This is a genomic window from Bacillus sp. JJ783 (genome assembly GCF_036963225.1).
Lineage (GTDB): Bacteria > Bacillota > Bacilli > Bacillales > Bacillaceae_G > Bacillus_A > Bacillus_A cereus_U.
Genome location: NZ_JBALMG010000101.1, coordinates 20,414 through 46,844, shown reverse-complemented (window position 1 = coordinate 46,844; position 26,431 = coordinate 20,414). Strand labels below are relative to the sequence as shown.

Here is a 26,431-nt window from a genome sequence, read left to right as displayed (position 1 = left end):
TCTTTGAGGTGTTTTCTTTAAACTCACATTATCAAGATTAAATCATTGTATCGAAGTCATTTGATTTAGGCAGAGAAGTTGCTTTTTTCATAAGCACTTCCCATAAGTGTACGGATTTCTTCCATTCGGCTGCGGCCTGTCCCTTTTGATACATAGAGTTCTCATAACTGAAAGTAAGTTGTTGCATATCGGCCGAGTTGTAAAGTGTATCGATCTGGAGAGCATACTCTCGGAATGTTTGACTTTCCCCCCGTGGTATGCCAATTCTCGCAAATTGTTTTAAAAGTGCACTGTAAGCTTTTTGATAAACAGCATCATCTTTTCGGTATTTATAGAAAAGAATAATAAAAAATGTAATCCATTTCATTCTAGTAGTGAAGAGAATGTATCCGATGATACTAATCGGTATCGTAGAGAGGAATACGTACCACCAAGAAATCCTATTTTTAGAATTTGTAATCTTTTTAGTAGAGGCTTCTTCTGTATTTTCTATTAAACTTTTGAGCTTCGCTTCATTGTTCCGTTGGTGTATTTGCCCGCTATTAGAATTAGTTTCTTCGCTATTTTGTGAAGTAGAAGCAGGAGTATTATTTATAAAATTATAGGGATTGGTAAACCCTTTTGTTGGTTCGAATGGAATCCATCCGTATTCTGGAAAATATACTTCGACCCAAGAGTGTGCGTTATTGTTCGCGATTTTATAAACATTCTCACCTTCAGCACCAGCAATTGTATTCTCAAGAGTTCCTTCTGTAAATCCTTTTACCCAGCGGGCGGGAATCCCGGCAGAACGAAGTAGTACAATCATAGACGTCGAAAAATTATTACAGTAGCCGCTTTTTGTATCGAAAAGGAATTGATCTACATAATCTTGGTTTTTGGCAGGGAATAAGACATTCGTTGTTTCGTATACAAAAGAGTTGTCTGTGAAGTAATTTTCAATAGCTAATACTTTATCATACCGGCTGTCTTTATCATTTGTAAGATTGACAGCCAAGTCTTTTACTCGCTGCGGTAATGATTCGGGAAGTTGTGTGTACTTTGTCATGAAATAAGAACTTGTTTCTTGACCTTCATTCGTTTTTGCAGCTTTCAAGTTTTCTATGGAAAACTCCGGAATCTCATACGTTACTTTATACGAATTTAAAGTAGTAGAAGAGTCTCCGTGCATCGTATAGATTTTTTCTGAAAATGGGTCAACGCTGTATGATACATCAGAAGAAGCCTCAACTGATACTAATCCTGCTGGATAGGTAAGGTGAGGATAACTTTTTTGCATGGTGATTGTTGCCTCAGTTATCTCCGTTTTTGTATTTTGTTCGTACCAGCTCACGACGTCGTTTTTATGTTTAAAAGAAACCTTTTTTTGATTTTCAGAAACTTCCCAGCCTTTTCCTGTATAAAAATCTTTTGTTTCTACTCTCCAATATTGTTTGTTTTGTGTTTGTGCTGTGAAAACAATTGTAGGATCCGCCTTAAAAGGACCGCCTAATCGGGAGTCATCTAAACCATACCCAATTTTAGAAACTTCTTGTTCTTTACTTGCTTCGGATGTGTTGAATTTTAAAAAATTCATTGGGTTTGGCCATTGAGGACCAAATTTTGGAGCAAAGTATGCGATGATTGCTGACAATACAATAAATATTGTAAGAGGTCTAAGTAATTTTGAGATTACTCTAGCATAATTTTGTAAGTGTTCCATCTCTTTTATTCGTTCTATGTGAAGAAGACTAAGCATAAAAAAGCCGATGACAACAGTACGAATAATAGCGTAGTTTGCATTGTATAAATGTAAGTTATGAAAAGTTGTGATATAAATAATAGTCAATACAAGAAATAACAATCCACGTTTTTTATGAATCATCCAAAAAGAGATGAAGGCACTCAAAAACCAAAATGATAAAAAAAATAAAAGTGTTGGAAAAACTGGAGAAATATCTAGCAAATTCCCTTGGAAAAACAGGGAGGAATTTCGAGAAATATCAGTAAAAAATTTCGTTAACCAAGATGGATTTACAAAAGTATTTTTATAATACAGGAAATGAATGATGAATAATATCGTGACGATCTTTATTGGAATCTGCCACCTTGTTTGAAAAAAAGAGAGAGTGAAGCAAATTCCTATAAATATTACAAAAATATCTAATCTACCTACGTTTGTAATACCTATAAGGGGTCTTAGCCATTCTAGTAAAAGAAGAAGTGCACATACATGCATGAAGAATCTGCTCATATCCCATTGGTATTTTGTTTGTAATGTTATCATTTACTCACCTCAAAAAACACGTTTGTATACCGGTTTTCATAAACCGCGTTTACAAATATTTTTCGTTTTTGTAGAGTTTCTAGTATACTGAGTTCTCGCTGTGAGAGTTGATTCGCTTTTTCTTTCACGACAAACACCATTAATTTTCTGTTTTTTATAGCAGCACAGTCAGCCGCCTTTTGAATATCGGGAGAAAGATCGCTTGTCACGAGTATAATCGTTACGGGCTCATAAATTTTTCTTAATTCCATTTCTACACTCTGGGAGAGCGGGAATACACTGTCTGCTTGTACTTTCGCTAAATGACAAAAGATTTGCTGCAACTGAGTATCTCCATTGTCTAAAGGGAAAATAGTTTGTTCTTTTCCGACAGACACGAATGACGCTGGTGAATTTTGCTTCAAGACAGCCCTCACAATAGAGGCAGTAAACGTTACGACTGATTCGAATAGAGGGGACTCAGTTCTGTCCATGAATATCATGATATTATGGCTGCGCTGTTGTTCAAACTCTTTCGTCATAATATTGTTTGTTCGTGCAGTTGCTTTCCAATCAATCCATGAAAAGCGGTCACCAGGTTTATAGTCTCTGACACCGACAGAGACTGTAGAGTCTTTTGCTAAATTTATATTTGCTGAAAGCGCTCCTTGTTCGAAATGATTTTCCAATTGTCGATACGTTATATCTACGTACTGGGGATAGATTAAAAATGTATCTGGAACTGAAAAAGTTACTTCTTTCTCCATCATACCGAATAGATCGCCAGTTTTGACACGTACGCTTGAAAAAGTGTGCTCTCCTCTAGGGAGTGTGTCAATCACATATTGAAACGAAATATTTCGTTTTAATCCTGGAAAGAGTATTACCTTATTCATCTTTGTTTGTATACAACTTGTAAATTGTGATGGCAGTTCATCTTCTATAACTAAATAAAGTAAGGGAAAAGGAAATTTTCTTTTTATTGTAATAGTGCTTGAAAATTGTTCTCCTGCTACATATTCGTTTTGGTTTGTTATTCGTTTTACTTCAGCATCCCGTAAAGCGTAGAAGGGGAGTAGTAGTGAATAAAGACCAATAGGAATCGTACTGTAAAACAAAAACCAACTTACAAATCCTCCTTGAAGCATAGCGTACACAAATGTTAAGACTAGGCATAAAGGGATTAGCGATAACTTGGTAACGTGATATAGTGCTCGTAGTAGTCGTTTCATCAAAGGTTCGTCGTCCTTTGAGTTGGCACGGTAGTTCGTGCAACGATTTTGGCGATAACTTTTTCTCCTGTTATTCCTTCAAATCTTGCTTCCATTTTTAGAATGAGTCTGTGTGCTAAAACGTAAGGAGCTAAAAATTTAACATCGTCTGGAATAATATAATTTCTACCATGGATGAATGCATAAGCCTGTGAAGCTTTCATTAAAGCAATTGAGCCGCGTGGACTTGCACCTAGCTGTATAGAACTATAAGAACGAGTCTGATTAACAAGCTTTATAATGTAATGCTTGATTGCTTTGTCCATGCTTACTTCCCGTACGCTTTGTTGTAAATAAAGTAATTCTTTTATTGTAGTAATAGCTTGTAAATGGGAGAGTGGATTTGTTTTTTCCATCCGGTTTAAAATTTCAAATTCTTCTTCTGGTGTAGGATATCCCATTCTTAGCTTCAACAAGAAACGATCGAGCTGAGCTTCTGGTAAAGGGTATGTTCCCTCATATTCGACCGGATTTTGTGTAGCCATTACAAAGAACGGTTTTGGTAACGGTCTTGTAATGCCATCTATTGTGATAGTGCCTTCTTCCATACTTTCAAGTAAGGCAGATTGCGTCTTTGGAGATGTACGATTAATTTCATCAGCAAGTACAAAATTCCCCATAATTGGTCCAGGCTTAAACTCAAATTGGAGCTCTTTTGGATTGTAAATAGAAACACCTGTTACATCTGACGGCAGTAAATCAGGTGTGAATTGAATCCGCTTGTAATCGGCATCAATTGATTTAGAAAGAGCACGTACTAGCATTGTTTTCCCGACACCGGGAACATCTTCTAATAGTACATGACCTTCAGCTAAGAGAGCTGTCAAGACTAAGATCGTTTCTTTTCGTTTTCCGACCATTAATTTTTCAATATTGTTGATTATTTTTTCTACAATGGGATGTAATGAATCAAGCTGGGGCATCGTAATCCTCCTAATTTTATTATCATTTTCTAATCTATTTAGAGGACAATAGAATTTATCCCTCTATTTGCGGGTAGTAAAACTCTCATTTTAAATTCTGAGAATATTCAGATTATTTATCCCGATTACAACTAGTATAATTGTTTCCATAACTAAGGGCAATACAGTAAATAATGATTTGTAGTTTTATATAAAATATGTCTTGATATAAAATAGTAGCGTTGAAGAAAAATAAATTCCTTACGTACAATAAAACAATAGGATAATCCGTGTCAGAAGGTGACGAATATTTATTATTTATATATAATCATGGGTTATCGAGAGTATTGTCGGTAAAGAAGAGGAGGGAAGGAAAGGATGACCTTGGTGACCAAAATAAATAGCGTAGAAATCCCTACGCGTAAAGGTTAGATACATATATCATATGTCTTGTGATTAAAATTTATATGAAATAATAAATAAAGCCGACTGCATGTAGAGGCCAGCCACTTAAATTATTACAATTCTTTATTTTTCTCTTTTTTTAATTCTTTTCGTTTAGCTAACCAAATATGAATTAATTCTACCAATTCCATTGTTTCTATCTCACAATATTCACCTTTACCATCTTCGGCTAAATTGTCTAGCACAGTAGTTGTGTCGTTCCGAATTTCTAAACCGCAAATGTTGCCATTTACTACTCCGTAATTTTTTTCTCCGTTTAAAACACTATGTATTTCTTCTAAAATCCAATCTTCAAAAGCAGAAACTTCAACTCCTAAAAAAGTTTCAACAAGTTTAATTTCTTGAGGAAGTCTCATAACTAAATCTCTATTGTTAAGTACTTCAAAACTATATGGATATTTCATTACTATTCTACTCCTTTATACTAGCATCACTCTTGTCCTATTTAAATTATAGAAAAAGTAGATTATTATGAAACTCATCTACCCAATAATTCTCTGATTCAGGTATTAATTCAGTGAAACCTTCATATTTACCTATCCAATCTTTTGGTACATATTCTTCATATGATGCTGGTTCCGGAAACATCGAATATAGTATTGTATCATCAAAGTTAATTAATAACACTGGACTGAAATCTAATAGATCTTCTCCTGCATTTTTACTTTTAATATTTTCAAGTAATAAATAATTTAATTCCTCTTTAGGTACGTTATATTTATTAATCCTTTGTAAAAACACCTCTATATTTTCATTATCTAATACTTTTATTCCATTTCTTTCTTCCGTTTCGTAATTATCTTCAGTGCTTACACCTAAATTTTTATATGCATTATCTAATTTATTATAATCTAAAAACCATAGTTCTTTATCTGTTACATACCATCTAAATTCATTATTATATATGACGGCTACTACAATGTTTTCTGCATAAAGTGGTTCTAATATCATAATATCCTCCTTTTATTATTACTTTATAATCCTGCCATTCTTGGCGTTGTTGGGTCAACTATTTTCAGGACAGTTGCCCTTGGTTTAGTGGATATAAAGTATTGCATTTTCATTTAAAAACACATCTAACGATTTAAGTATATCAAATTTAACAGTCAGTGAAGGATGTGAACCCCACAATGATTAGATTTTCATTTTTTCATATTTTCACTGGAATTTATGACAATCTCTTGAACTGTGCGAAATGTCACATCTGTATTTTACAACCTCTTTTATAGTAAGGGTATGTAAGAGAGACGTATTAAAGGAGTGAACACTATGAAGAAGAAACCTTCAGCACTAATGAGACGTTTAAAATATTTTTCACCAATAGATCGTTATAACGATAATCATACACAAGAAACATATGAAGATCGTGAATGGGAAAATGTGTACAGAAAACGTTGGCAGCATGATAAAGTAATCCGTTCTACACACGGTGTGAACTGTACTGGTTCGTGTAGTTGGAACATTTATGTGAAAGATGGAATTGTAACATGGGAAGGGCAAGAGCTTAACTATCCAACAACAGGTCCTGATATGCCTGATTTTGAACCACGAGGATGTCCGCGTGGAGCGAGCTTTTCTTGGTACATTTATAGTCCACTTCGTGTGAAATATCCATATGTACGTGGTGTGCTTTGGGAAATGTGGCAAGAAGAACTACAAAATAACGAGTCACCATTAGATGCTTGGAAAAGCATTGTGGAAAACCCTGAAAAGGCACGTAAGTATAAGCAGGCGCGTGGTAAAGGCGGATTCATCCGAGCGAATTGGGATGAAGTATTACAACTTGTTTCAGCTTCTTTACTTTATACAATAATTAAATACGGTCCAGACCGCAATGTTGGTTTTTCACCAATTCCAGCTATGTCGATGTTAAGTCACGCTGCTGGTAGCCGTTTTATGCAACTTATGGGTGGGCCGATGCTAAGCTTCTATGATTGGTACGCTGATTTACCACCAGCTTCTCCACAAATTTGGGGTGATCAAACGGATGTGCCAGAAAGTAGTGACTGGTATAACTCTGGTTACATTATGACATGGGGTTCAAATGTACCGATGACGAGAACGCCAGATGCTCATTTCTTAGCAGAAGTTCGTTATAAGGGGACGAAAGTCGTTTCTGTAAGTCCTGATTTTGCCGAGTCTACAAAGTTTGCTGATGATTGGATTAGTGTGAAGCAAGGTACAGACGGTGCCCTTGCGATGGCAATGGGGCATGTGATCTTACAAGAATTTTACGTAGATAATCAAGTGGAATACTTCACAAAGTATGCGAAGCAATATACTGATTTTCCTTTCTTTGTCACACTGAAACAAAAAGGAGACCAATTCGTTGCTGATCGTTTCTTAAACGCATCTGATATTGGACGCGAAACTAAGTTAGGTGAATGGAAACCTGTTCTTTGGAACGAGAACACGAAAGATTTTGCAACACCTCAGGGAACTATGGGGTCACGTTGGGATAACGAAAAGAAATGGAACTTACGTTTAGAAGATGAACAAACAGGTGAAAAGATTGATCCACGTCTTTCTTTACTTGGAATGGAAGATGCTGTTGAAACTGTACAAATCCCGTACTTCTCGGATGATGGAAACAAAGTATTAGAACGTACAATTCCAGTGAAAAAAGTTATGACAGAAGAAGGCGAAGTGTTCGTTACAACTGTATACGATTTAACGTTAGCAAATTACGGTGTGAACCGAGGGCTTGGCGGGCAGGAACCGAAAGATTTCAATGATGATGTACCGTTTACACCTGCATGGCAAGAGAAGATGACTGGAGTAAAGCGAGAACTTATTATTCAAATTGCTCGTGAGTTCGCACAAAATGCAGTTGATACGAATGGTCGCTCGATGATTATTGTCGGAGCTGGTATTAACCATTGGTTTAATTCTGATACGATTTATCGCGCAGTTTTAAATCTTGTTCTTCTCGTCGGGGCACAAGGTGTCAACGGCGGCGGTTGGGCACATTATGTTGGTCAAGAAAAGCTGCGACCAGCAGAAGGGTGGCAAACAATCGCAATGGCAAAAGATTGGCAAGGGCCACCGAAATTACAAAACGGTACGTCATTCTTCTATTTCGTAACAGATCAATGGCGCTATGAAGATACACCTGTTGGACATTTAGCATCACCGGTTGAGGGCAACTCACGTTATCAACATCACGGTGATTACAATGTATTAGCGGCACGACTTGGCTGGTTACCTTCGTATCCAACATTCGAGAAGAATGGAATTGAATTATATAAAGAAGCTGTTGCTGCTGGTGCAACAACGCAAGAAGAAATCGGAAAATACGTTGCACAAAAATTAAAAGAAAAAGAACTGAAATTTGCAATTGAAGATCCAGATAATAAAAACAACTTCCCGCGTAACTTATTCGTATGGCGTGCAAACTTAATTTCAAGTTCCGGTAAAGGTCACGAATATTTCTTAAAACATTTATTAGGTACAACAAACGGATTAATGAATGACGATAGTGATTCATTACGACCAGAAGAAATTAAGTGGCATGAAGATGCACCTGAAGGGAAGTTAGATTTACTCATTAATTTAGATTTCCGTATGGCTGGAACGGCGCTTTATTCTGATATCGTCTTACCTGCTTCAACTTGGTATGAAAAACATGATTTAAGTAGTACAGATATGCATCCATTTGTACATCCATTTAATCCAGCAATCGGTTCACCGTGGGAAGCACGCTCTGACTGGGATATTTTCACCGCTCTTTCTAAAGCTGTGTCGGATTTAGCGAAGAAAATTGATCTTGAGCCAATGAAAGAAGTTGTTGCAACACCACTTCTTCACGATACACCGCAAGAATTAGCGCAACCACTTGGCAAGATTAAAGATTGGAGCAAAGGTGAGTGTGAACCGATCCCAGGTAAAACAATGCCGCAAATTCATGTTGTTGAACGGGATTACAAAACGATTTATGACAAGATGACAGCGCTTGGACCAAATACCGGAAAACAACCGATTGGTACGAAAGGGATTTCTTGGTCAGCAGAAAAAGAATATGAGCAATTAAAGAGTCGATTAGGAGTTATTCGAACGGATTCTATTGCGAAAGGGTGCCCAGACATAAAAGAAGCAATCAATGCTGCTGAGGCGGTATTAACACTTTCTTCTACAACAAACGGTCATATGGCTGTAAAAGCATGGGAAGCACTTGAAAAACAAACCGATTTAAAACTACGTGATTTAGCAGAAGAACGTGAAGAAGAATGCTTCACATTTGAACAAATTACAGCGCAGCCTAAAACAGTAATTACTTCTCCGGCCTTTACGGGTTCTGAAAAAGGTGGACGACGTTACTCACCATTTACAACCAATGTTGAGCGTCTCATCCCTTGGAGAACGATAACCGGTCGACAATCTTTCTACTTAGATCACGACATGATGAAAGAATTTGGTGAAACGATGGCAACATTTAAACCAATTCTGCAACATAAACCGTTTCGTAAATCACGACCTGAAGTAGAAGGGAAAGAAATTACACTAAACTATTTAACACCGCATAATAAGTGGTCGATTCATAGTATGTACTTCGATTCATTGCCGATGTTAACGCTGTTTAGAGGCGGTCCAACTGTTTGGATGAACAAAGATGACGCGAATGAAGCTGGAGTTGCCGATAATGATTGGATTGAATGTTTTAATCGTAACGGCGTTGTCGTAGCACGTGCTGTTGTAACGCACCGTATACCGAGGGGAATGGCATTTATGCACCATGCACAAGATCGTCACATTAACGTGCCTGGTACGAAATTAACAAGCACCCGCGGGGGAACACATAATAGTCCAACCCGTATTCACGTTAAACCAACACATATGATTGGTGGATATGGCCAATTAAGCTATGGATTTAACTACTATGGTCCGACGGGGAACCAGCGTGACTTAAATGTCGTAATCCGTAAACTGAAGGAGGTAGATTGGCTTGAAGATTAAAGCGCAAGTCGGAATGGTAATGAACCTAGATAAATGCATCGGCTGCCACACTTGTAGCGTAACATGCAAAAACACCTGGACAAATCGTCCAGGTGCTGAATATATGTACTTCAATAACGTAGAAACGAAACCTGGAATTGGTTATCCGAAACAATGGGAAGATCAGGAGAAATACAAAGGTGGCTGGGAATTAAAAAATGGTGAAATTCAGCTGAAATCCGGTTCGAAAATGAAGCGTCTTATGAACATTTTCCACAATCCAGATCAACCAACAATCGATGATTACTTTGAACCTTGGAATTATGATTATGAAACGTTAACAAACAGCCCGCAGCGTAAGCATCAACCAGTTGCTCGTCCAAAATCAGCAATTACGGGCGAATTTATCGACAAAATTGAATGGGGTCCAAACTGGGAAGATGATTTAGCAGGTGGACATATAACAGGATTACAAGATCCGAACGTCAAGAAAATGGAAGAAGGAATTAAAACGGATTTTGAAAATGTCTTTATGATGTATTTACCACGCATATGCGAACATTGTATGAATCCATCTTGCGTTTCGTCTTGTCCATCTGGTGCGATGTATAAACGTGAAGAAGATGGGATTGTCCTTGTTGATCAAAATGCATGTCGTGCTTGGAGATTTTGTGTATCGTCTTGTCCGTATAAAAAAGTGTATTTTAACTGGCAAACAAATAAAGCAGAAAAATGCACAATGTGTTTCCCGCGTATTGAAGCTGGTATGCCAACAATTTGCTCTGAAACATGTGTAGGACGTATTCGCTATATAGGGGTAATGCTATATGACGCTGACAAAGTAAAAGAAGCAGCTTCTGTTGAAAATGAAAAAGATTTATATGAATCTCAGCTTACTGTTTTCCTAGATCCAAATGATCCAGAAGTAATAGCTGAAGCAAAAAAACAAGGAATTCCTGATGAATGGATGAAAGCGGCACAGGAGTCACCTATTTATAAAATGATTATTGATTGGAAAATTGCTCTTCCTCTTCATCCAGAGTACCGTACAATGCCGATGGTTTGGTATATCCCGCCGCTTAGCCCGATTATGAATATGGTGGAGGGGAAAGGAAGTAACTGGCAAGCAGAAGAGATTTTCCCTGCTATTGATAATATGCGTATTCCAATTCAATATTTAGCGAATTTACTCACTGCAGGAGATGAATCACACATTCGTCTTACATTGAAAAAAATGGCTGTCATGCGAACACATATGAGAGCACTGCAAATTAATAAGGAACCAAATGAAGCAGTATTAAAAGAAATTGGTTTAACGAAAGAGGATGTAGAAGATATGTATCGTCTTCTTGCCATTGCGAAATATAAAGATCGCTTCGTCATTCCGGCCTCTCACCGCGAACAAGTTGCAGATTTATATAGTGAACAAGGAAGCTGTGGTCTTTCCTTCACAGGTGGCCCAGGCTCTTGTATGACAATTTCTTAAATAAAGGGGGCAGACAAATATGAAACAAAGTTTACAAACCGCTTTTTCTTGTTCTTCTTTTCTTCTCTCCTATCCTGAACTAGGTTGGAGAGAAGCTTTACTAGAATTACAGGAAGAGATTCAAGAAATTGAACAGGAAGAAATCAGAGCATCACTTACAACATTTATAAAAGCAGCGCTAGATAAAACAGACAATCAACTTATTGATTCTTACGTCTATACATTCGACTTTGGAAAGAAGACAAATATGTATCTTACCTACATGAAAACAGGTGAACAAAGAGAGCGTGGAATTGAATTATTAGAGTTAAAACAGCATTATCAAAAATCTGGTTTTAACGTAACAGATAAAGAACTACCTGATTATTTACCGCTTTTACTTGAGTTTCTTGCAAACGCGAATGAAAAAGATAGCGAACCAATTATGAGTAAATACACGGAAAATATACAAGCACTGCACGGGCAATTAAAAGAAGCAAACTGTATGCACGAACCAATTCTTACAGCCGTTCTCCTAGCTATCGATGCATGGGGAGTACAGACGAATTAGAAAGGAGTGTTGTCAAAATGATGGATCAATTTTTATGGGTGCTGTTTCCCTATATCATTTTTGCAATCTTTATTGGTGGACACATTTTCAGATACAACTATGATCAATTTGGCTGGACATCAAAATCTAGCGAACTATTAGAGAAGAAAATGCTCCGGATCGGAAGTCTATTATTCCACTTTGGGATAATGTTCGTAATTGGCGGTCATGTTATGGGGATATTAATTCCAGAGGCCATATACCGCTCAATAGGTATTTCTGAGCATATGTATCATATAGTAGCGATTAGCTTCGGACTTCCGGCAGGGATTGCCTCTATTATTGGATTAATTATATTAACGTATCGCCGTTTAACAGTAAAACGCATCATTGCAACGAGTACAACAGGAGATTATGTTGCGCTTATCTTATTGCTTATTGTGATGCTGGCGGGATTGACTTCAACCTTTTTAAATATTGACTCAAAAGGATTTGATTATCGTACAACAATCGGTCCATGGTTCCGTAGTCTCTTTATTTTCCAACCGAAAGTTGAATATATGATGGAAGTACCTGTATGGTTTAAAATTCATATTATTGCAGGGATGGGGCTTTTCGCAGTATGGCCGTTTACAAGACTTGTCCATGTTTTTAGTGCTCCGATTAAATATTTAAGCCGTAGTTACGTTATTTACAGAAGACGTATTCCTAATGAATTGAAAAAATAATGCCGTTATACCTATTTAGTAATATATCAAGAAAGACGAGGTTTAATTGAACCCCTCGTCTTTCTTGATATAGGGGATAGCAACAAGGAAAATAACCAGTAACTTAATATGAAAAAAGAGTAGCATCTAAATAAGATGCTACTCAATACTACAAATTGAGGCAGAACAATCCTCACAAGCAATTTCACATTTTAAGAATTGTAAATCATGAATTGTAATCTTACCTTTGTAAATAGAAATTGTCCCTTGTTTTTTTAAATCACTTAACATCCGATTTACGCTTTCACGGGAAGTTGCACAGAAATTCGCAAGTTCTTGATTCGTTAAAGGTAAATCGATGAGAATCCCATTTTCTTTTAAAATACCATAACTATTTGTCATTCGAATGAGTGTAGAATACAGGGCACCTTTTTTACCGTGTAATACTAGATCTCGGAATTTTGTTTGCATTCTTCTTAAATGCTCGCTAATCCATCTCATAAATTCAAATACAAGTGCAGGCTTTTGAAGTAATGCTATTTCTAAGGCTGCACGTTTAATAACCCCTACTTCAACATCTTCAAGGCATTTCGAATTTAATAAATACCTTGCATTTTCCGTGAACAATGTTAATTCCCCAATAATATCATTTTGTGAACAAATGCGAAGTGTTAATTCTTGTCCGTCAGCACTAAGTTTACTGATTTGCACTTTTCCAGAGTGAATGATATAAATTTCTGTTGCTTCCATACCTTCTTGAAAAATAAAACTCCCCTTATTGATTTGCATTTTATATTCAACAGATGAAAGTAACTCCTTTAAATCTTTGGATAATGCCGTACTGTTTGCCACAGCAATCACCTTTCTTCTTATAAGCAGTATATTTCTTATTTTGGATGTAATCATGATGAAATTGCAAGAGATATTTTTGAAAATAAAGTGAAATTTCAATGACCGTAAGGAAAAACGACTTTAAATGTCTAAAAAGCTACTTATAGTAAGGGATTATATTATGCGAATATAAGTTTTTTAGTTTAAGAAATTTTAGTATGTAAAGAGAATGGGACTAGAGATGTGAACAAAATTCGAACGGATTTGTGAAGATTTTTTAAATGGGGAAAGTAATGTGAGAAAAGTCACATTGAATATGTAGCTTCTTTTTTATAATGAAGGCAAATGAAAAATTGAAAACTTACTAAGGATTTAAGTAGAAAAGAAGGGATATAGATGCAAGGGAAGATGAAAGATTCTTTAGAGCGACCACTTCAAGATTTACGTATTTCAGTTATTGACCGTTGTAATTTTAGGTGCACATACTGTATGCCGGCTGAAGTGTTCGGACCTGATTATGCTTTTTTACAGGAAGAGTGTTTACTAACATTCGATGAAATTGAAAGGTTAGCGAAATTATTTATTAGCATGGGAGTGAAAAAAATTAGGATTACAGGCGGGGAACCTTTATTACGTAAAGACTTACCGAAGTTGATTGCAAGACTTGCAAAGTTAGATGGCTTAACGGATATTGGACTCACAACAAACGGTATTCATTTAGCAAAACAAGCTAAGCTATTAAAAGAAGCAGGATTACAACGTGTAAATATTAGTCTAGATGCGATAGAGGATCATATCTTTCAAAAAATTAATGGTCGTAATGTAAGTACGAAGCCTATATTAAAGGGAATTGAGGCAGCAAAGGCAGCAGGACTAGAAGTAAAGGTAAATATGGTCGTAAAAAAAGGGATGAATGATAGTCAAATTCTTCTGATGGCAGGTTATTTTAAAAAGCAGGGAATTCAGCTCCGTTTTATCGAGTTTATGGATGTTGGTAGTACGAACGGATGGAACTTTGAACAAGTAATTACGAAGGAAGAGTTAATAGAAAAAATTAATCGTGTATATCCTATTGAGCCCATTAAGCCCCGTTATTTTGGAGAAGTAGCGAAATTGTATCGGTATGTAGGGAGCGATACAGAAGTTGGATTTATTACTTCTGTTTCTGAGTCATTCTGTTCTTCTTGTACGAGAGCTCGTATTTCGGCAGATGGTAAATTTTTCACGTGCTTATTCAGAGCAGATGGAACAGATTTACGAACGCTTCTTCGGGAAAATATTTCTGATGCATCATTATTAAAAATTCTAAAAGGTGTATGGGAGTACAGAAAAGATCGGTATTCAGATGAACGAACGGCAGAAAGTACAAAAAATCGTCCTAAAATTGAAATGTCTTATATTGGTGGATAACGAAAGGAGGATTCTGCATGGAAGAGCGTTATTCAAGGCAAGTTTTATTTTCTGGAATTGGTGAAATGGGCCAAAGAAAAATAAGAGAAAAGCATGTGCTCTTAATCGGTGCGGGTGCACTTGGCGCTGCAAACGCGGAAGCGCTCGTTAGAATGGGAATTAGGAAATTGACAATTGCTGACCGTGACTACGTCGAATGGAGTAATTTACAGCGGCAACAGTTATATACAGAAGAAGATGCACAGCAGTGTAAACCAAAAGCAATTGCAGCTGCAGAACATTTAGGGAAGATTAATTCTAAAGTAGAAATTGTACCAATTGTAACGGACGTCACAATGCAAGAGATGGAAGTGTTAACAAAAAAAGTGGATCTCATATTAGATGCGACTGACAATTTCGATACGCGCCTACTTATAAATGACATTTCGCAAAAAGAAAATATACCTTGGATATACGGTGGATGCATTGGAAGTTACGGTGTAACGTATACAATTCTTCCTGGGAAAACACCATGTTTTCGCTGTCTGATGGATCATCCTATGGGCGGAGCAACATGCGATACAGCAGGGATCATTCAGCCAGCTGTACAAATGGTCGTTGCTAATCAAATAACAGAAGCGATGAAAATATTGGTGGATGATTATGAGTCGTTACGAGGGACAATGTTATCATTTGATATTTGGAATAATCAATACCTCTCATTAAAAGTAAATAGGCAGAAAAAAAGTACATGTCCATCTTGTGGAAATGTACGCACGTATCCAAGTTTAACGTTTGAATCACAGATGAAAACAGAAGTGTTATGCGGGCGGAATACGGTTCAAATCCGTCCGGGAGTAAAGGGGATTCTTAATTTAGAAGAAATTCAAAAGCGCTTACAAAAAAGTGTGAATGTCAAAAAAACACCATATTTACTATCGTTTCTAATGGATGACTATCGTTTTGTTTTATTTACAGACGGTAGGGCGTTTATTCATGGGACTAATGATATGAAAATGGCAAAACGATTATACGCAAAATATATAGGGTGAATAGAAAGAGCGTTTCTCCTTATCAAAACGAGGTGAAAAAGGAATGTTACAAAAACGTATATCAATTCCAGTGGCAGAAGCAGTTACACGTGTAATGGAATATGCTCGTCAAGGTGAAACAGAAGAGGTTTCTCTTATAGAAAGTTACGGAAGAATTCTTGGAGAAGATGTTATTGCAGATCATGATGTCCCTCATTTTAATCGCTCTCCATACGACGGATTTGCGATTCGAGCAGAAGATACAAAAAAAGCCAGTAGTAGTAATCCCATTCTGTTTGAAGTGATTGGTGAAATTGGAGCAGGTTTTGTTTTTACAGAAGAGGTGAAAGCATTTCAAGCTGTACGTATTATGACAGGAGCCGCAATTCCAGTGGGGTGTAATGCTGTCGTTATGTTAGAGCTAACGGAAGCGTTTGAAGAAAACGAAAAGACTTATATGAAATTAAAACGTCCTTTCGCCTCTGGTGATAACATTTCTTTTAAAGGAGAAGATGTAAAACAAAATGCCATACTTGTGAAAAAAGGGACTTCTATTAACCCTGGAGTAGCAGCGCTTCTTGCTACGTTTGGTTATAGTTCCGTACATGTTGTAAGACAGCCGGTTATTGGAATTGTAACGACAGGAAGTGAACTGCTCGAAGTACATGAACAACTGAAACAAGGGAAGATTCGAAATAGTAACTCCTATATGATAGCTGCTCAAGTTGAACGAGCGGGCGGATTTGTACAGTATTATGGACAATTCGTTGACGATTTAGAGACGTGTTATGAGACCGTAAAAAGAGCAATGAAAGAAGTCGATATTTTAATTACAACTGGTGGCGTTTCAGTAGGAGACTACGATTATTTACCTGCTATTTATGAGAGATTACAAGCTAATGTACTTTTCAATAAAATAGCGATGCGACCAGGAAGTGTGACAACTGTAGCTGAGTTAGAAGGAAAACTATTATTTGGTCTATCCGGTAACCCTTCTGCTTGTTATGTTGGGTGTGAATTATATGTTCGACCAGTCATTGGAACATACTTGCATAGGAAAGATCCGCACGTATATCGTGCAGAGGCGATTTTACAGAAAGACTTTCCGAAAGCAAATCCGTTTACGCGTTTTGTAAGAGGGAAGGTAGAACTTGTAGATGGCCAATTACAGGTTACACCAGTTGGTTTAGATAAATCTAGTGCAATTTCTTCACTTGCAGAAGCGAATGCATTTATCGTCCTACCGGGAGGAACGAGAGGATTTGAAGCAGGAATAACTGTTTCGGTACTGTTATTAGAATCAAACTTAGGAAGCGAGTGGCCATGGGAAGAACCACTTCGATCATATAAGTAATAGAAAAATAGATTGAGAGATTTTCCGCAGATTAGATCTGTATAAGAAATGATTTAGACAAAGATAAGAGGTGCAAGATGACACATACGTATTTTGAAGTAATTGATACACCTATTGCAATTGAAGAAGTTACAAGTAAAGTAATTCGGCGTGAGTGCGGTGCAGTTACAACTTTTATTGGTACTGTCAGAGAATTTACGAAAGGGCGTCGTACGTTATATTTAGAGTATGTAGCTTATAAAGCAATGGCAGAAAAGCAGCTTGCGAAAATTGGTACCGAAGTAGAAGGGAAATGGCCGGGGACATATGTGGCAATTACACATCGCATTGGTACATTGCAAATTTCTGACCTTGCTGTTGTAGTAGCTGTGGCTACACCGCACCGGAAAGCAGCCTATGAGGCGAATGAATATATTATGGAACGAATTAAACAAATTGTTCCGATTTGGAAGAAAGAGTTTTGGGAAGATGGTGAGTCATGGATAGGAGATCAGTTAGAGAAAACAGCATATTTAAGTGGGGAGCCTGAAAAGGAGATGAGAAGATGATTGAAGTATTATTATTTGCAAATTTGCAAGAAGAAGCAAGTAAGTCAGCGTTGCAAATAGATTATGGAAATATTACTGTTACTGAGCTAAAAGATATTCTTGTTAAAGAATACAACATAACAATTTCAAACCAGATTATGGTCGCTGTAAATGAAGAATACGCAAATGAGGATGACATCATTCAAACTGGCGATGTTGTAGCGATGATTCCGCCAGTAAGTGGTGGTTGATTCTTTTCAGTCTAATCATGTTAGTACGTGATTAGACTGGAGGGAATTAATATAACTATGCATACATAGGAGGGAACAGGATGAAAAGTCCTAATTTTCAATTAAGTTTACAAACTTCTAATCTAGTTATTGGTTTTATGGTATGGGTAATATTATCATCATTAATGCCTTATATTAAAGCGGATATACCATTAACTGCAGGACAAATTTCTATGGTCACAGCAGTACCGGTTATTTTAGGTTCTATTCTTCGCATTCCAATTGGTTATTGGACAAATCGTTACGGAGCAAGAAAATTGTTTTTTGTGAGTTTTATTCTTCTATTATTCCCTGTCTTTTATATTAGCGTTGCCAATTCTATGATGGATTTAATTATTGGTGGCTTATTCGTAGGAATCGGTGGTGCTGTATTCTCTGTAGGAGTAACTTCTTTACCGAAATACTTTCCGAAAGAGAGTCACGGTTTTGTAAATGGTATTTATGGTGTCGGTAACGCCGGAACAGCAATTACTTCGTTTTTAGCACCTGTCATTGCAACTTCGGTTGGCTGGAGAACAACAGTACAGTGTTATTTAGTTTTACTGGCAGCATTTGCACTTATGAACTTTTTATTAGGCGATCGTAAGGAGAAAAAGGTGAATACACCATTAATGGAACAAATAAAAGGTGTATATAAAAATGAAAAACTTTGGTTTTTATGTATCTTTTACTTTTTAACTTTCGGATCATTTGTCGCATTCACAGTATATTTACCAAACTTTTTAGTATCTCACTTCGGATTAGAGAAAGTAGATGCGGGTATGCGGACAGCGGGATTTATCGTATTAGCAACAATGATGCGCCCAATTGGTGGCTGGCTCGGTGATAAGTTTAATCCATTTAAAATATTAATCTTCGTATTTATCGGCTTAACACTTTCAGGTATTATTTTATCATTTATGCCTAGTATGAACGTGTATACATTTGGTTGCTTACTAGTCGCATTCTGTGCAGGTATTGGAAATGGTACAATCTTTAAACTTGTTCCAATGTACTTCTCTGAACAAGCAGGGATTGTAAATGGGGTTGTGTCAGCTTTAGGTGGACTAGGAGGGTTCTTCCCACCATTAATTTTAACACTACTATTCCAACTAACAGGTCATTATGCAATTGGATTTATGGCATTATCAGAAGTAGCGCTTGCTTGTTTAATCATTACAGTGTGGATGTATAGTCAAGAGAAGCTGTTAGTGATGTTAAAGAATAATTAATAGAGAAAAAGGGTGCCTAGTAGAGGCATCCTTTTTTTATACTTGAACACGAGAGGGGATGAATGGTTGTATCAATATCGTTCTATAGATAACGATATTTTACTTGTTTCATAAAAAAGAACAAACGTCTCTAAAAACGTTTGTCCAAAGTAAATTCATATGCTAGCTAAGAGATAGATTCCGATTTATGTGTACGGGAAAGTTTTTTTATAAGCTTAGGAAGTATAGAGGTTAGTTCCTGCTTCATACGTTTTGTAAACGATGGATCTTTACCTGAAGTTGAAATACTGACAACAAATTCATCATTTCGTATGACACCAGGTGTGTGAAATGATGATGCTGTACCATCACTTACAACGTTAACCCATTGGAAATCATGAGCAGCTTGCTTGACCATCATATTTACAGTATGTTGATTTGTTGCGGCATAAATAAGATGGGCATCTTTAATATCATCATTAGTAAAAGTTTTTTGCTTCCATGTAACATAAGGAAGCTCCTTCATTTCCTCGCAAATTTCCGGGCTGACAACCGTGACAAAAGCGCCTGTATCCTTTAATCCAGACGCTTTTCGATATGCAATTTTACCACCACCAATGATAACGACCACTTTTTGATTTAGATTAAACATAAGAGGGTACAGGTTATACATACACACATTCCTCCATTCGTTCTAATAATGTTAACTTCATGTATGTATCAAACTGAAGGCAGTTGCAAGTTGTAACGTGATCATACTTTTTTGTATGTAATTTAATTTTTTGAAGCAATAATCCGGTAAAGAGAAGGTACGGCATGACATATACATGTGACGCAGCCTGTGTTATATTTTTGAGCTCAGCAGTAAAAGAGGGAGTTCCTTTTGTTAAAAAGGAACAAGATACTGGCATACCGAGTTTTCGTCCGGCAGCTGCTCCAATTTGTTGTAATTCATATATCGGCTGAGGGTCACTACTACCTCGACCGACGAGTATAATTCTACTGTCTTGCATTGGCATTGTTTCACGTATTCTTTTAACTACAAGTTCAACCATATGTGGATGCGTACTAAAAGGTGGTGCAACTGAAAAATTTATATGTGGATATTTCTTTTGCATTTGCTCTATCTCAAAAGGAATATCACGTTTATAGTGAGCTGCTGCAAATAATAAAACAGGAACTATCATTATTTCAGTTGCTCCTTCTATTATTGTTTCTGTAACTGCATCTTGAATGGTAGGTGTTGTTAGTTCAAGAAAAGCTATTTTTTGAATCCTTTCGTTACGCTCTGTCATAACTGATTGAATAAAGTGAGTGAATTGTTCGTTCCCTTCTTGGAGCCGGCTCCCGTGTCCAACATATACAATTCCTTTCATCTTGCCACCATATCCTTCTTCATAATAATGTCTTGTAATTGATGATCAATGTTATGTAACCCGACTTTATTCGCATAGTGTAAAGTTGGAACGTCGGTATACGAGAATGGAAGAGTAAGAACATGCATAAAGCCAAGACGCTTTACTTCTGATAGAAACGTATCAATTGAAGCGCGCCCTTCAAATACAATACTATCCCATGAGAATTCAGAAAGCATACGTGAATGAATTTCATCGAAGCGATTATCGATTGTATACTCATGAGTCATCATATAGGAGCCTGCACCAATTTTTTCTTGAATGAAAGCAATTCGATTAATATTTCGGCCTAAATAAATAGTTGTATTAGAAGAAAACGCTGCAGGTTTACTTAACAATCCATACTGCATAAGCTTTTCTTGAACAGGAAGGTTCATATATTGCAGTTCTGCCTGTAAGGAACGAATATCTTTATGGCGCTTACTGCATGATTGTATCAAAATCTCTACACTCTCAGCTGAACAAAATACAAGGCGATCAACGTTGAAAATTTCATTGATTTGTTCAGAGGTTAATGTGTATTCTTTCTTTTTGAAAGTTGGAATTTGATATATTTCTGCACCGCATTCTTGTAACATTTGTTTTATTGAACTTTCTTTATTTGTAGCAGCTGAAAATAATACTTTTTTACCATGTAATGGTTTACGTTCTTTCCAAGCGATTTGATTACGTAAGGAAACGACATCACCAACAATTGTCATTGATGGATTAGAAATATTTTCGTTTTTGACGATAGGAACAATGGTTGAAAGTGTTCCTGTGACAACGCGCTGTTTACCAGTTGTACCCCATTCAATGACTGCTACAGGTGTATCTTCTTTTTTTCCTGCTTGTAGTAAGTTTTGACAAATGGTAGGTAAGTTTTTTATACCCATATAGTAGGCGATCGTGTCGCTATTGTGGGATGAATTGTATTTTCCATGATCGGTTAAAGGACCTTTTGAATGTCCAGTTAGTAAAGTTACACTATTACTGTAGTTGCGGTGGGTGAGGGGGATACCTGCATAACTACTAGCGGCGATGCTAGCTGTAATACCTGGCACAATCTCGTATGGAATGTTTGCTGCCGCTAAAGTTTCTGCTTCTTCACCAACTCTGCCGAAAATAGATGGATCTCCGCCTTTTAAGCGGACAACGATTTTCCCTTCTTTCGCAAATTGAAGGAGGTGGGCGTTAATCATTTCTTGTCGCATAGTATGATTCTTAGGCATTTTACCGCAATAAATAAGTTCACAAGTTTGCTTTGTATAACTAAGAAAAGTAGGGTTCAATAAGCGGTCATATAAGACAATATCTGCACGCTTTAAGCAATCTATCGCTTTTTTTGTAATAAGCCCTTCATCACCTGGTCCTGCACCAACTAAATATACATATCCGTTCATATTCGCACCTCGTTTGTTTTTATTTAAAAGGAAGCCAGGGGAGGCTTCCTTTTGTAAATTACATATATATATAAATATCTCCGTCGATAACTTCTACTTCGTACGTTTGAATACAGCCGTCATCCGGTTTTTGAACTTCACCTGTTAGTAATGAAATTTTCCAATCATGTAGTGGGCAAAAGACGAATTCTCCAGATACAATACCTTCTGCTAATGGTCCATTTTTATGAGGGCAACGATTTTCTACAGCTCGAATATCGCCATTTGAGAGACGAAATAGGGCAATAGAAATGTCTTTCATTTGCACTTCTTTACCAATTTGAATAGGAAGGTCTTCCGCACGCATAACTTTTATTTTCTCTTTCGTTTGTAACATATGGTTCACAGCTCCTTATTTCACAGTTTCTACTTCATACATAGCTTTTAATGATTTCGTTTCTAGTGCCTGTCCCCAAGCTTCCGTATATGTGCTACGAGCTGTTTGGAAACGCTCATTTAACATCGTGACCATACTTGTATCCTGTAGTATTTCTTTTATGTGATCGAAGCCTAACCGTTCTGTCCAGTAGGCAGTACGTTCCCCATAAATACCAGTTTCACGATAATATTGCATGTAAGCTGTTGCGATGCGAAGGACATCATCTTCAGTAGGGACGATCATTACAAAATCAGCTTCACGTACTTCTGTACCACCATTTCCGCCGATATAAAGTTGGAATCCATTTTCAACACACACAACACCGAAATCTTTCGTAAGTACTTCCGCACAGTTACGTGGACAGCCCGTTACACCCATCTTCATTTTATGAGGTGTATCTACCATTTCTAATGATTGTTCAAGGAGCATACCAAGTCCTAATGAATCTTTCGTACCGAACCGACAGAAGCGAGAACCAACACATGATTTTACATTACGAAGCGATTTTGAGTACGCATATCCAGAAGTCATATGTAAGTCAGCCCATACGTTAGGTAAATCTTGTTTCTTAACACCATATAAGCCGATTCGACTCGCACCTGTAATTTTTACGAGAGGGACGTCATATTTTTTCGCAACCTCAGCAATCTTCATTAAATCATCTGCGGTTGTAACGCCTCCATACATACGTGGAATAACAGAAAATGTACCATCATGTTGGATGTTACCATTCATTCTTTCATTAACGTAACGGGATGATTTATCATCTGCATATTCTTCTGGAATCGCCATACGTAAATAGTAGTTTAAAGCAGGGCGACATTTCGAACAGCCGTCTTCATGTGCAAAACCAAGGACATTTCGTACTTCTTTTGGAGATTTTAAACATTTCTCGTGAATTGCCGCTACGACTTCATCACGTGATAAAGTTGTACATCCACACATACCGGCAGATTGCGTTGAGGCATCAAAAGCATCTCCAAGTGTATGAGATAAAATTTGTTCAACAAGCGGACGACATTTACCACAAGACCCCGCAGCTTTCGTACATCCTTTAACTTCTTCAAAAGTAGTTAACTCTTGCTCTAAAATGGCATGAACGATTGTACCTTTTGTAACACCATTACATCCGCAAATAGTGTCATCCGCACTCATAGTAGCTACGTTAAGTTCACTTTCTTCACCAGCTTTGTGAAGAAGGGAAGCGGCTGTATATTCTTGTATGTCTTCTTCTTTCTTTAACATGCTAAAGAGGCGTGTACCATCAGCAGTATCACCATATAAAACGATACCAACGACTTTATTGTCACGAATTAATACTTTTTTATAGGAACGTTTACATTCATCAAAGATTGATATTGCTTTCGTTATATCATCTTCATAAATTTGGCCAGCAGAGAATAAATCACAACCTGCAACTTTTAATTGCGTACCGACGATACTGCCTGTATATCCATCCGTTTGTAAATTCGTTATTTGTTTTGCTAATATTGCACCTTGTTCATAAAGAGGAGCAACAAGTCCATATGCGATACCATCATGTTCTGCACATTCTCCAACTGCATAAATGGATTCATCATTTGTTTGCATATAGTCGTTGACTACAATGCCGCGATTTACAATTAAGTCAGCATCTTTTGCTATTTGAGTATTTGGACGTATTCCGACAGCCATTACGATTAAATCACAATTTACAATTTCACCATCTTCAAATTGAATACCCTCAACATGATCGGTACCAAGAATCTTCACAGTTTTCTTTTCCATTAGAAATTTCATGCCTTGCGCTTCTAAATCTTCACGCAATAGAGAAGCAGCTTTGGCATCTAATTGTTGCTCCATTAAGCTCGGCATTAAATGAACAATATGTACGTCCATTCCTAAGTCAATAAGACCTCTTGCGGCTTCTAAACCAAGTAATCCACCACCAATGACAACGGCCTTTTTCTTATCTTTAGCAGTATTAATCATAAATTGTGTATCTTCAATTGTTCGGAATCCAGTCACACCAGGAAGGGTGGAACCTTCAACAGGTAATATAAAAGCACTAGATCCTGTTGCGATAATGAGTTTGTCATATGTAAGAGTACGATTTTTTTCTGTGACAATGACTTTTTCTTCTCGGTCAATACTTTGAACTCTCTCGTTTGTATATAAAGTTATTTCATTTTCTTCGTACCAACTATATTCGTTCATAATGATATCTTGCATATTTGTTTTTCCCTGCAGAACATGAGAGAGCATAATGCGATTGTAGTTTGGATGTGGTTCATCTCCAAAAATAGTAATATTATATAAATCACTATCATGTTTTAATATTTCTTCCATACAGCGTATGCCAGCCATACCATTCCCGATCATAACTAAACGTTTTTTCATATTCATTTCCCTTTCTATGTGAAAAGTTGAACAAAGAATTATATTTCCATTATAGAAAATTAAAAAAGAGGGAGATGTGATATTTATCACATATTTATAATGATTCACAAATTGTTAAAATTCGGGTTTATGTGAAGGGAGAAGCGAAAGAGATATTTGGTTATGTGGGCAGATAACTAGATTGTAGTGGAAGTGAAAGGAGAGAGGGACGCTTAATAGTCTGCGGGCAATGAACAAAACCCCGCAAATTAGAAGTTTTACTTTATGAGAGGACTTGTTTTTTAGTGAGATTAAAGAAGAGAGGAAGGAGGAATAATCCGTTGGGAATGAAGAACCCTCCATAACAAGCTGTAGTTCTTCTTCTGAAAGTTCTTTAAAGAGGAAGAACTCTCGTAAATGTTTTTAAATCATTTTTTCTTTCATAAATACAACGCCTTAATGCTACCTGATATATTCCTTCGATAAATTAAATTATATCAAGCTGTCCAGTGAAACGGTGGGGGAACGTGTGAATATTTTTTACAAAATGAAAAGCAGGACATGAGTAAAAATGCTCATGTCCTGCGCCGTAATTAAGCTTTTGCGATAGCACGTGGAAATAAAATGTTATTTTCTAAATGAATATGTTCAAACAAGTCAGATTCAAGAGCTTCAAGGCGCTGGTAAACAAGACGATAAGTGCCGCAAGCTCCTTCTGGAGGAGTAAAGTCATTTGTCACCTTACGAAGTTCTTTAATAATATTGCCAGCGTGGCTATGTTCATTCTCCAACTCATCTACTACTTTACGTAACTTTGTATAGTTTTCATCAGTTGGATTTTGCTCGAATTCTAAAATTAATGGAAAATCTTCGGTTTCTTCTTTAATTAAATGCTGTTCTAATTCAATTTTAAGTTCATGAAATAGCTTATGAATTTGAGCTAAATGAGGCTGACTAGCCCCATGAACGCGTAATACTTTCGTCACATATGGGCTTAACTGTGGCAATTCTTCATTTAAATAGCGATGATGCTTATTTATAACATAATCAATCAATTCTTGATAAGAAGCATTTTTCCAATCAATTTCAGATTCGTTTAATAGTTTCGTTTTATGATAAAGCGTATTTAACTCTGTGATTACCTCTGATGCTGATAAATTTCTTTCATTAATTGCATCAATAAGTGGTCTATTTCCACCACAACAAAAATCTATTCTATATGATTTAAAAAGATCACTAGCTTTCGGAAATTGTGTTACAATCTCACCGATAATTGAAGTTTCAGTAAATGTATGTTCCATATGAAGACCTCCATAAAGTTTAAATGTAATATCTAAATCAAGAATAGCGATAAATTAAAATCAATGTGGTGATTTAAATCACTTATTATGTGTCATTTTTGAGAATAATAAAAGGAGTTTTATTTAAGTAAGAGGAAGCGTAATTCGTCGCAATACTTTAGGATAATAAAAAAAGAAGCTTAGTAGAAGCTTCTTTTTTATTACTATCTTTCACACGCAACTCCATCGCCATCACGATCAAGTTTAGAGCTATATCCTGGTTGGTCTCTATATAATGGGGCTTTCCCAGCATTTTTAACTTCAGTACAATTTTTGAAATATGTATTACTATTGCTTCCAGCAGCCGGTTGTGTTTGAGTTTGCTGTGCTTTTTGTTGTTCCTGTTGTACGCGAGCTTGTTCAGCAGCT

23 protein-coding genes are annotated in these 26,431 nt (G+C 36.7%); 10 read left to right on the top strand and 13 right to left on the bottom strand.

The features are described from left to right. Window positions 1-37 precede the first annotated feature (37 nt). From V7038_RS20610 to V7038_RS20590, 5 genes are all read right to left on the bottom strand, one after another. Window positions 38-2,266, bottom strand: coding sequence for a transglutaminase TgpA family protein (locus V7038_RS20610; protein ID WP_335695583.1), 2,229 nt, complete (start codon window positions 2,264-2,266; stop codon window positions 38-40). Further along, complete coding sequence (locus tag V7038_RS20605; RefSeq protein WP_002202210.1) at window positions 2,263-3,477, bottom strand: DUF58 domain-containing protein; 1,215 nt, start codon at window positions 3,475-3,477, stop codon at window positions 2,263-2,265. The genes V7038_RS20610 and V7038_RS20605 overlap by 4 nt, the downstream gene beginning before the upstream one ends. After that, window positions 3,477-4,439: an AAA family ATPase gene (locus tag V7038_RS20600; RefSeq protein WP_070139206.1), complete on the bottom strand. Its 963-nt coding sequence runs from the start codon at window positions 4,437-4,439 to the stop codon at window positions 3,477-3,479. The genes V7038_RS20605 and V7038_RS20600 overlap by 1 nt, the downstream gene beginning before the upstream one ends. 497 nt (window positions 4,440-4,936) lie before the next feature. Then, window positions 4,937-5,287, bottom strand: coding sequence for a hypothetical protein (locus tag V7038_RS20595; protein ID WP_070128286.1), 351 nt, complete (start codon window positions 5,285-5,287; stop codon window positions 4,937-4,939). Window positions 5,288-5,333: 46 nt separating this feature from the next. After that, window positions 5,334-5,834 (bottom strand): hypothetical protein, encoded by a 501-nt coding sequence (locus V7038_RS20590; protein ID WP_070128287.1) that lies wholly within the window; start codon window positions 5,832-5,834, stop codon window positions 5,334-5,336. A gap of 318 nt (window positions 5,835-6,152) precedes the next feature. Here V7038_RS20590 and V7038_RS20585 point away from each other — a divergent pair, with 318 nt between their 5' ends. Genes V7038_RS20585 through narI form a run of 4 tightly spaced genes read left to right on the top strand, consistent with a single transcriptional unit; the run spans window position 6,153 to window position 12,558 of the window. Continuing rightward, a complete protein-coding gene (locus V7038_RS20585) occupies window positions 6,153-9,836 on the top strand; it encodes a nitrate reductase subunit alpha (protein ID WP_335695582.1) in 3,684 nt (1,227 codons plus the stop codon). Next, on the top strand, window positions 9,826-11,301 hold the full coding sequence (gene narH, locus V7038_RS20580; protein WP_002202205.1) for a nitrate reductase subunit beta: 1,476 nt from the start codon (window positions 9,826-9,828) through the stop codon (window positions 11,299-11,301). The genes V7038_RS20585 and narH overlap by 11 nt, the downstream gene beginning before the upstream one ends. A gap of 19 nt (window positions 11,302-11,320) precedes the next feature. After that, window positions 11,321-11,851, top strand: coding sequence for a nitrate reductase molybdenum cofactor assembly chaperone (gene narJ / locus V7038_RS20575; RefSeq protein WP_131231136.1), 531 nt, complete (start codon window positions 11,321-11,323; stop codon window positions 11,849-11,851). Window positions 11,852-11,868: 17 nt separating this feature from the next. Then, complete coding sequence (narI, locus tag V7038_RS20570) at window positions 11,869-12,558, top strand: respiratory nitrate reductase subunit gamma (RefSeq protein WP_335695581.1); 690 nt, start codon at window positions 11,869-11,871, stop codon at window positions 12,556-12,558. Window positions 12,559-12,696: 138 nt separating this feature from the next. Here the strand turns inward: narI and V7038_RS20565 are convergent, their stop codons facing one another. Then, window positions 12,697-13,389 carry a Crp/Fnr family transcriptional regulator gene (locus V7038_RS20565; protein WP_002158081.1) on the bottom strand — a complete coding sequence of 231 codons (693 nt, stop codon included), beginning with the start codon at window positions 13,387-13,389 and terminating at the stop codon, window positions 12,697-12,699. Between the two features lie 375 nt (window positions 13,390-13,764). On the opposite strand from V7038_RS20565, the gene moaA reads away from it, so the two are divergent. From moaA to narK, 6 genes are all read left to right on the top strand, one after another. After that, window positions 13,765-14,778: a GTP 3',8-cyclase MoaA gene (moaA, locus tag V7038_RS20560; protein ID WP_002148399.1), complete on the top strand. Its 1,014-nt coding sequence runs from the start codon at window positions 13,765-13,767 to the stop codon at window positions 14,776-14,778. A gap of 17 nt (window positions 14,779-14,795) precedes the next feature. Next, window positions 14,796-15,809 (top strand): molybdopterin-synthase adenylyltransferase MoeB, encoded by a 1,014-nt coding sequence (locus V7038_RS20555; protein ID WP_335695580.1) that lies wholly within the window; start codon window positions 14,796-14,798, stop codon window positions 15,807-15,809. 43 nt (window positions 15,810-15,852) lie between these two features. Then, window positions 15,853-17,142: a molybdopterin molybdotransferase MoeA gene (locus tag V7038_RS20550; RefSeq protein WP_002202202.1), complete on the top strand. Its 1,290-nt coding sequence runs from the start codon at window positions 15,853-15,855 to the stop codon at window positions 17,140-17,142. Between the two features lie 77 nt (window positions 17,143-17,219). Further along, window positions 17,220-17,690 (top strand): molybdenum cofactor biosynthesis protein MoaE, encoded by a 471-nt coding sequence (locus V7038_RS20545; RefSeq protein ID WP_070139213.1) that lies wholly within the window; start codon window positions 17,220-17,222, stop codon window positions 17,688-17,690. Further along, window positions 17,687-17,920, top strand: a complete 234-nt coding sequence (gene moaD, locus V7038_RS20540) for a molybdopterin converting factor subunit 1 (protein WP_070139214.1) — start codon at window positions 17,687-17,689, stop codon at window positions 17,918-17,920. Before V7038_RS20545 ends, moaD begins: the two co-directional genes overlap by 4 nt. Window positions 17,921-18,000: 80 nt before the next feature. After that, window positions 18,001-19,170, top strand: a complete 1,170-nt coding sequence (gene narK / locus V7038_RS20535; RefSeq protein ID WP_002202199.1) for a nitrate transporter NarK — start codon at window positions 18,001-18,003, stop codon at window positions 19,168-19,170. A gap of 166 nt (window positions 19,171-19,336) precedes the next feature. On the opposite strand, the gene V7038_RS20530 is transcribed toward narK, so the two are convergent. From V7038_RS20530 to V7038_RS20500, 7 genes are all read right to left on the bottom strand, one after another. Continuing rightward, window positions 19,337-19,822: a precorrin-2 dehydrogenase gene (locus V7038_RS20530; protein WP_002202198.1), complete on the bottom strand. Its 486-nt coding sequence runs from the start codon at window positions 19,820-19,822 to the stop codon at window positions 19,337-19,339. Next, complete coding sequence (locus V7038_RS20525; RefSeq protein ID WP_070139216.1) at window positions 19,815-20,525, bottom strand: sirohydrochlorin chelatase; 711 nt, start codon at window positions 20,523-20,525, stop codon at window positions 19,815-19,817. Before V7038_RS20525 ends, V7038_RS20530 begins: the two co-directional genes overlap by 8 nt. Then, window positions 20,522-21,946 (bottom strand): uroporphyrin-III C-methyltransferase, encoded by a 1,425-nt coding sequence (locus V7038_RS20520; protein ID WP_335695579.1) that lies wholly within the window; start codon window positions 21,944-21,946, stop codon window positions 20,522-20,524. Before V7038_RS20520 ends, V7038_RS20525 begins: the two co-directional genes overlap by 4 nt. A 58-nt stretch (window positions 21,947-22,004) precedes the next feature. Continuing rightward, complete coding sequence (gene nirD, locus V7038_RS20515; protein ID WP_335695578.1) at window positions 22,005-22,322, bottom strand: nitrite reductase small subunit NirD; 318 nt, start codon at window positions 22,320-22,322, stop codon at window positions 22,005-22,007. Window positions 22,323-22,337: 15 nt separating this feature from the next. Continuing rightward, window positions 22,338-24,743, bottom strand: coding sequence for an NADPH-nitrite reductase large subunit (nirB, locus tag V7038_RS20510; protein WP_335695577.1), 2,406 nt, complete (start codon window positions 24,741-24,743; stop codon window positions 22,338-22,340). A gap of 572 nt (window positions 24,744-25,315) precedes the next feature. Then, window positions 25,316-26,023, bottom strand: a complete 708-nt coding sequence (gene ric, locus V7038_RS20505) for an iron-sulfur cluster repair di-iron protein (protein WP_002202194.1) — start codon at window positions 26,021-26,023, stop codon at window positions 25,316-25,318. A gap of 203 nt (window positions 26,024-26,226) precedes the next feature. Then, the coding region (locus V7038_RS20500) for an excalibur calcium-binding domain-containing protein (protein WP_335695576.1) at window positions 26,227-26,431 on the bottom strand (205 nt) is incomplete at its 5' end.

What these genes read in the sequence shown, in the direction of transcription:
- V7038_RS20610 (WP_335695583.1), bottom strand. Translation starts at nt 2,266, where the DNA reads ATGATAACATTACAAACAAAATACCAATGGGATATGAGCAGATTCTTC.
- V7038_RS20605 (WP_002202210.1), bottom strand. Translation starts at nt 3,477, where the DNA reads ATGAAACGACTACTACGAGCACTATATCACGTTACCAAGTTATCGCTA.
- V7038_RS20600 (WP_070139206.1), bottom strand. Translation starts at nt 4,439, where the DNA reads ATGCCCCAGCTTGATTCATTACATCCCATTGTAGAAAAAATAATCAAC.
- V7038_RS20595 (WP_070128286.1), bottom strand. Translation starts at nt 5,287, where the DNA reads ATGAAATATCCATATAGTTTTGAAGTACTTAACAATAGAGATTTAGTT.
- V7038_RS20590 (WP_070128287.1), bottom strand. Translation starts at nt 5,834, where the DNA reads ATGATATTAGAACCACTTTATGCAGAAAACATTGTAGTAGCCGTCATA.
- V7038_RS20585 (WP_335695582.1), top strand. Translation starts at nt 6,153, where the DNA reads ATGAAGAAGAAACCTTCAGCACTAATGAGACGTTTAAAATATTTTTCA.
- narJ (WP_131231136.1), top strand. Translation starts at nt 11,321, where the DNA reads ATGAAACAAAGTTTACAAACCGCTTTTTCTTGTTCTTCTTTTCTTCTC.
- narI (WP_335695581.1), top strand. Translation starts at nt 11,869, where the DNA reads ATGATGGATCAATTTTTATGGGTGCTGTTTCCCTATATCATTTTTGCA.
- moaA (WP_002148399.1), top strand. Translation starts at nt 13,765, where the DNA reads ATGCAAGGGAAGATGAAAGATTCTTTAGAGCGACCACTTCAAGATTTA.
- V7038_RS20555 (WP_335695580.1), top strand. Translation starts at nt 14,796, where the DNA reads ATGGAAGAGCGTTATTCAAGGCAAGTTTTATTTTCTGGAATTGGTGAA.
- V7038_RS20550 (WP_002202202.1), top strand. Translation starts at nt 15,853, where the DNA reads ATGTTACAAAAACGTATATCAATTCCAGTGGCAGAAGCAGTTACACGT.
- V7038_RS20545 (WP_070139213.1), top strand. Translation starts at nt 17,220, where the DNA reads ATGACACATACGTATTTTGAAGTAATTGATACACCTATTGCAATTGAA.
- moaD (WP_070139214.1), top strand. Translation starts at nt 17,687, where the DNA reads ATGATTGAAGTATTATTATTTGCAAATTTGCAAGAAGAAGCAAGTAAG.
- narK (WP_002202199.1), top strand. Translation starts at nt 18,001, where the DNA reads ATGAAAAGTCCTAATTTTCAATTAAGTTTACAAACTTCTAATCTAGTT.
- V7038_RS20530 (WP_002202198.1), bottom strand. Translation starts at nt 19,822, where the DNA reads ATGTATAACCTGTACCCTCTTATGTTTAATCTAAATCAAAAAGTGGTC.
- V7038_RS20525 (WP_070139216.1), bottom strand. Translation starts at nt 20,525, where the DNA reads ATGAAAGGAATTGTATATGTTGGACACGGGAGCCGGCTCCAAGAAGGG.
- V7038_RS20520 (WP_335695579.1), bottom strand. Translation starts at nt 21,946, where the DNA reads ATGAACGGATATGTATATTTAGTTGGTGCAGGACCAGGTGATGAAGGG.
- nirD (WP_335695578.1), bottom strand. Translation starts at nt 22,322, where the DNA reads ATGTTACAAACGAAAGAGAAAATAAAAGTTATGCGTGCGGAAGACCTT.
- nirB (WP_335695577.1), bottom strand. Translation starts at nt 24,743, where the DNA reads ATGAAAAAACGTTTAGTTATGATCGGGAATGGTATGGCTGGCATACGC.
- ric (WP_002202194.1), bottom strand. Translation starts at nt 26,023, where the DNA reads ATGGAACATACATTTACTGAAACTTCAATTATCGGTGAGATTGTAACA.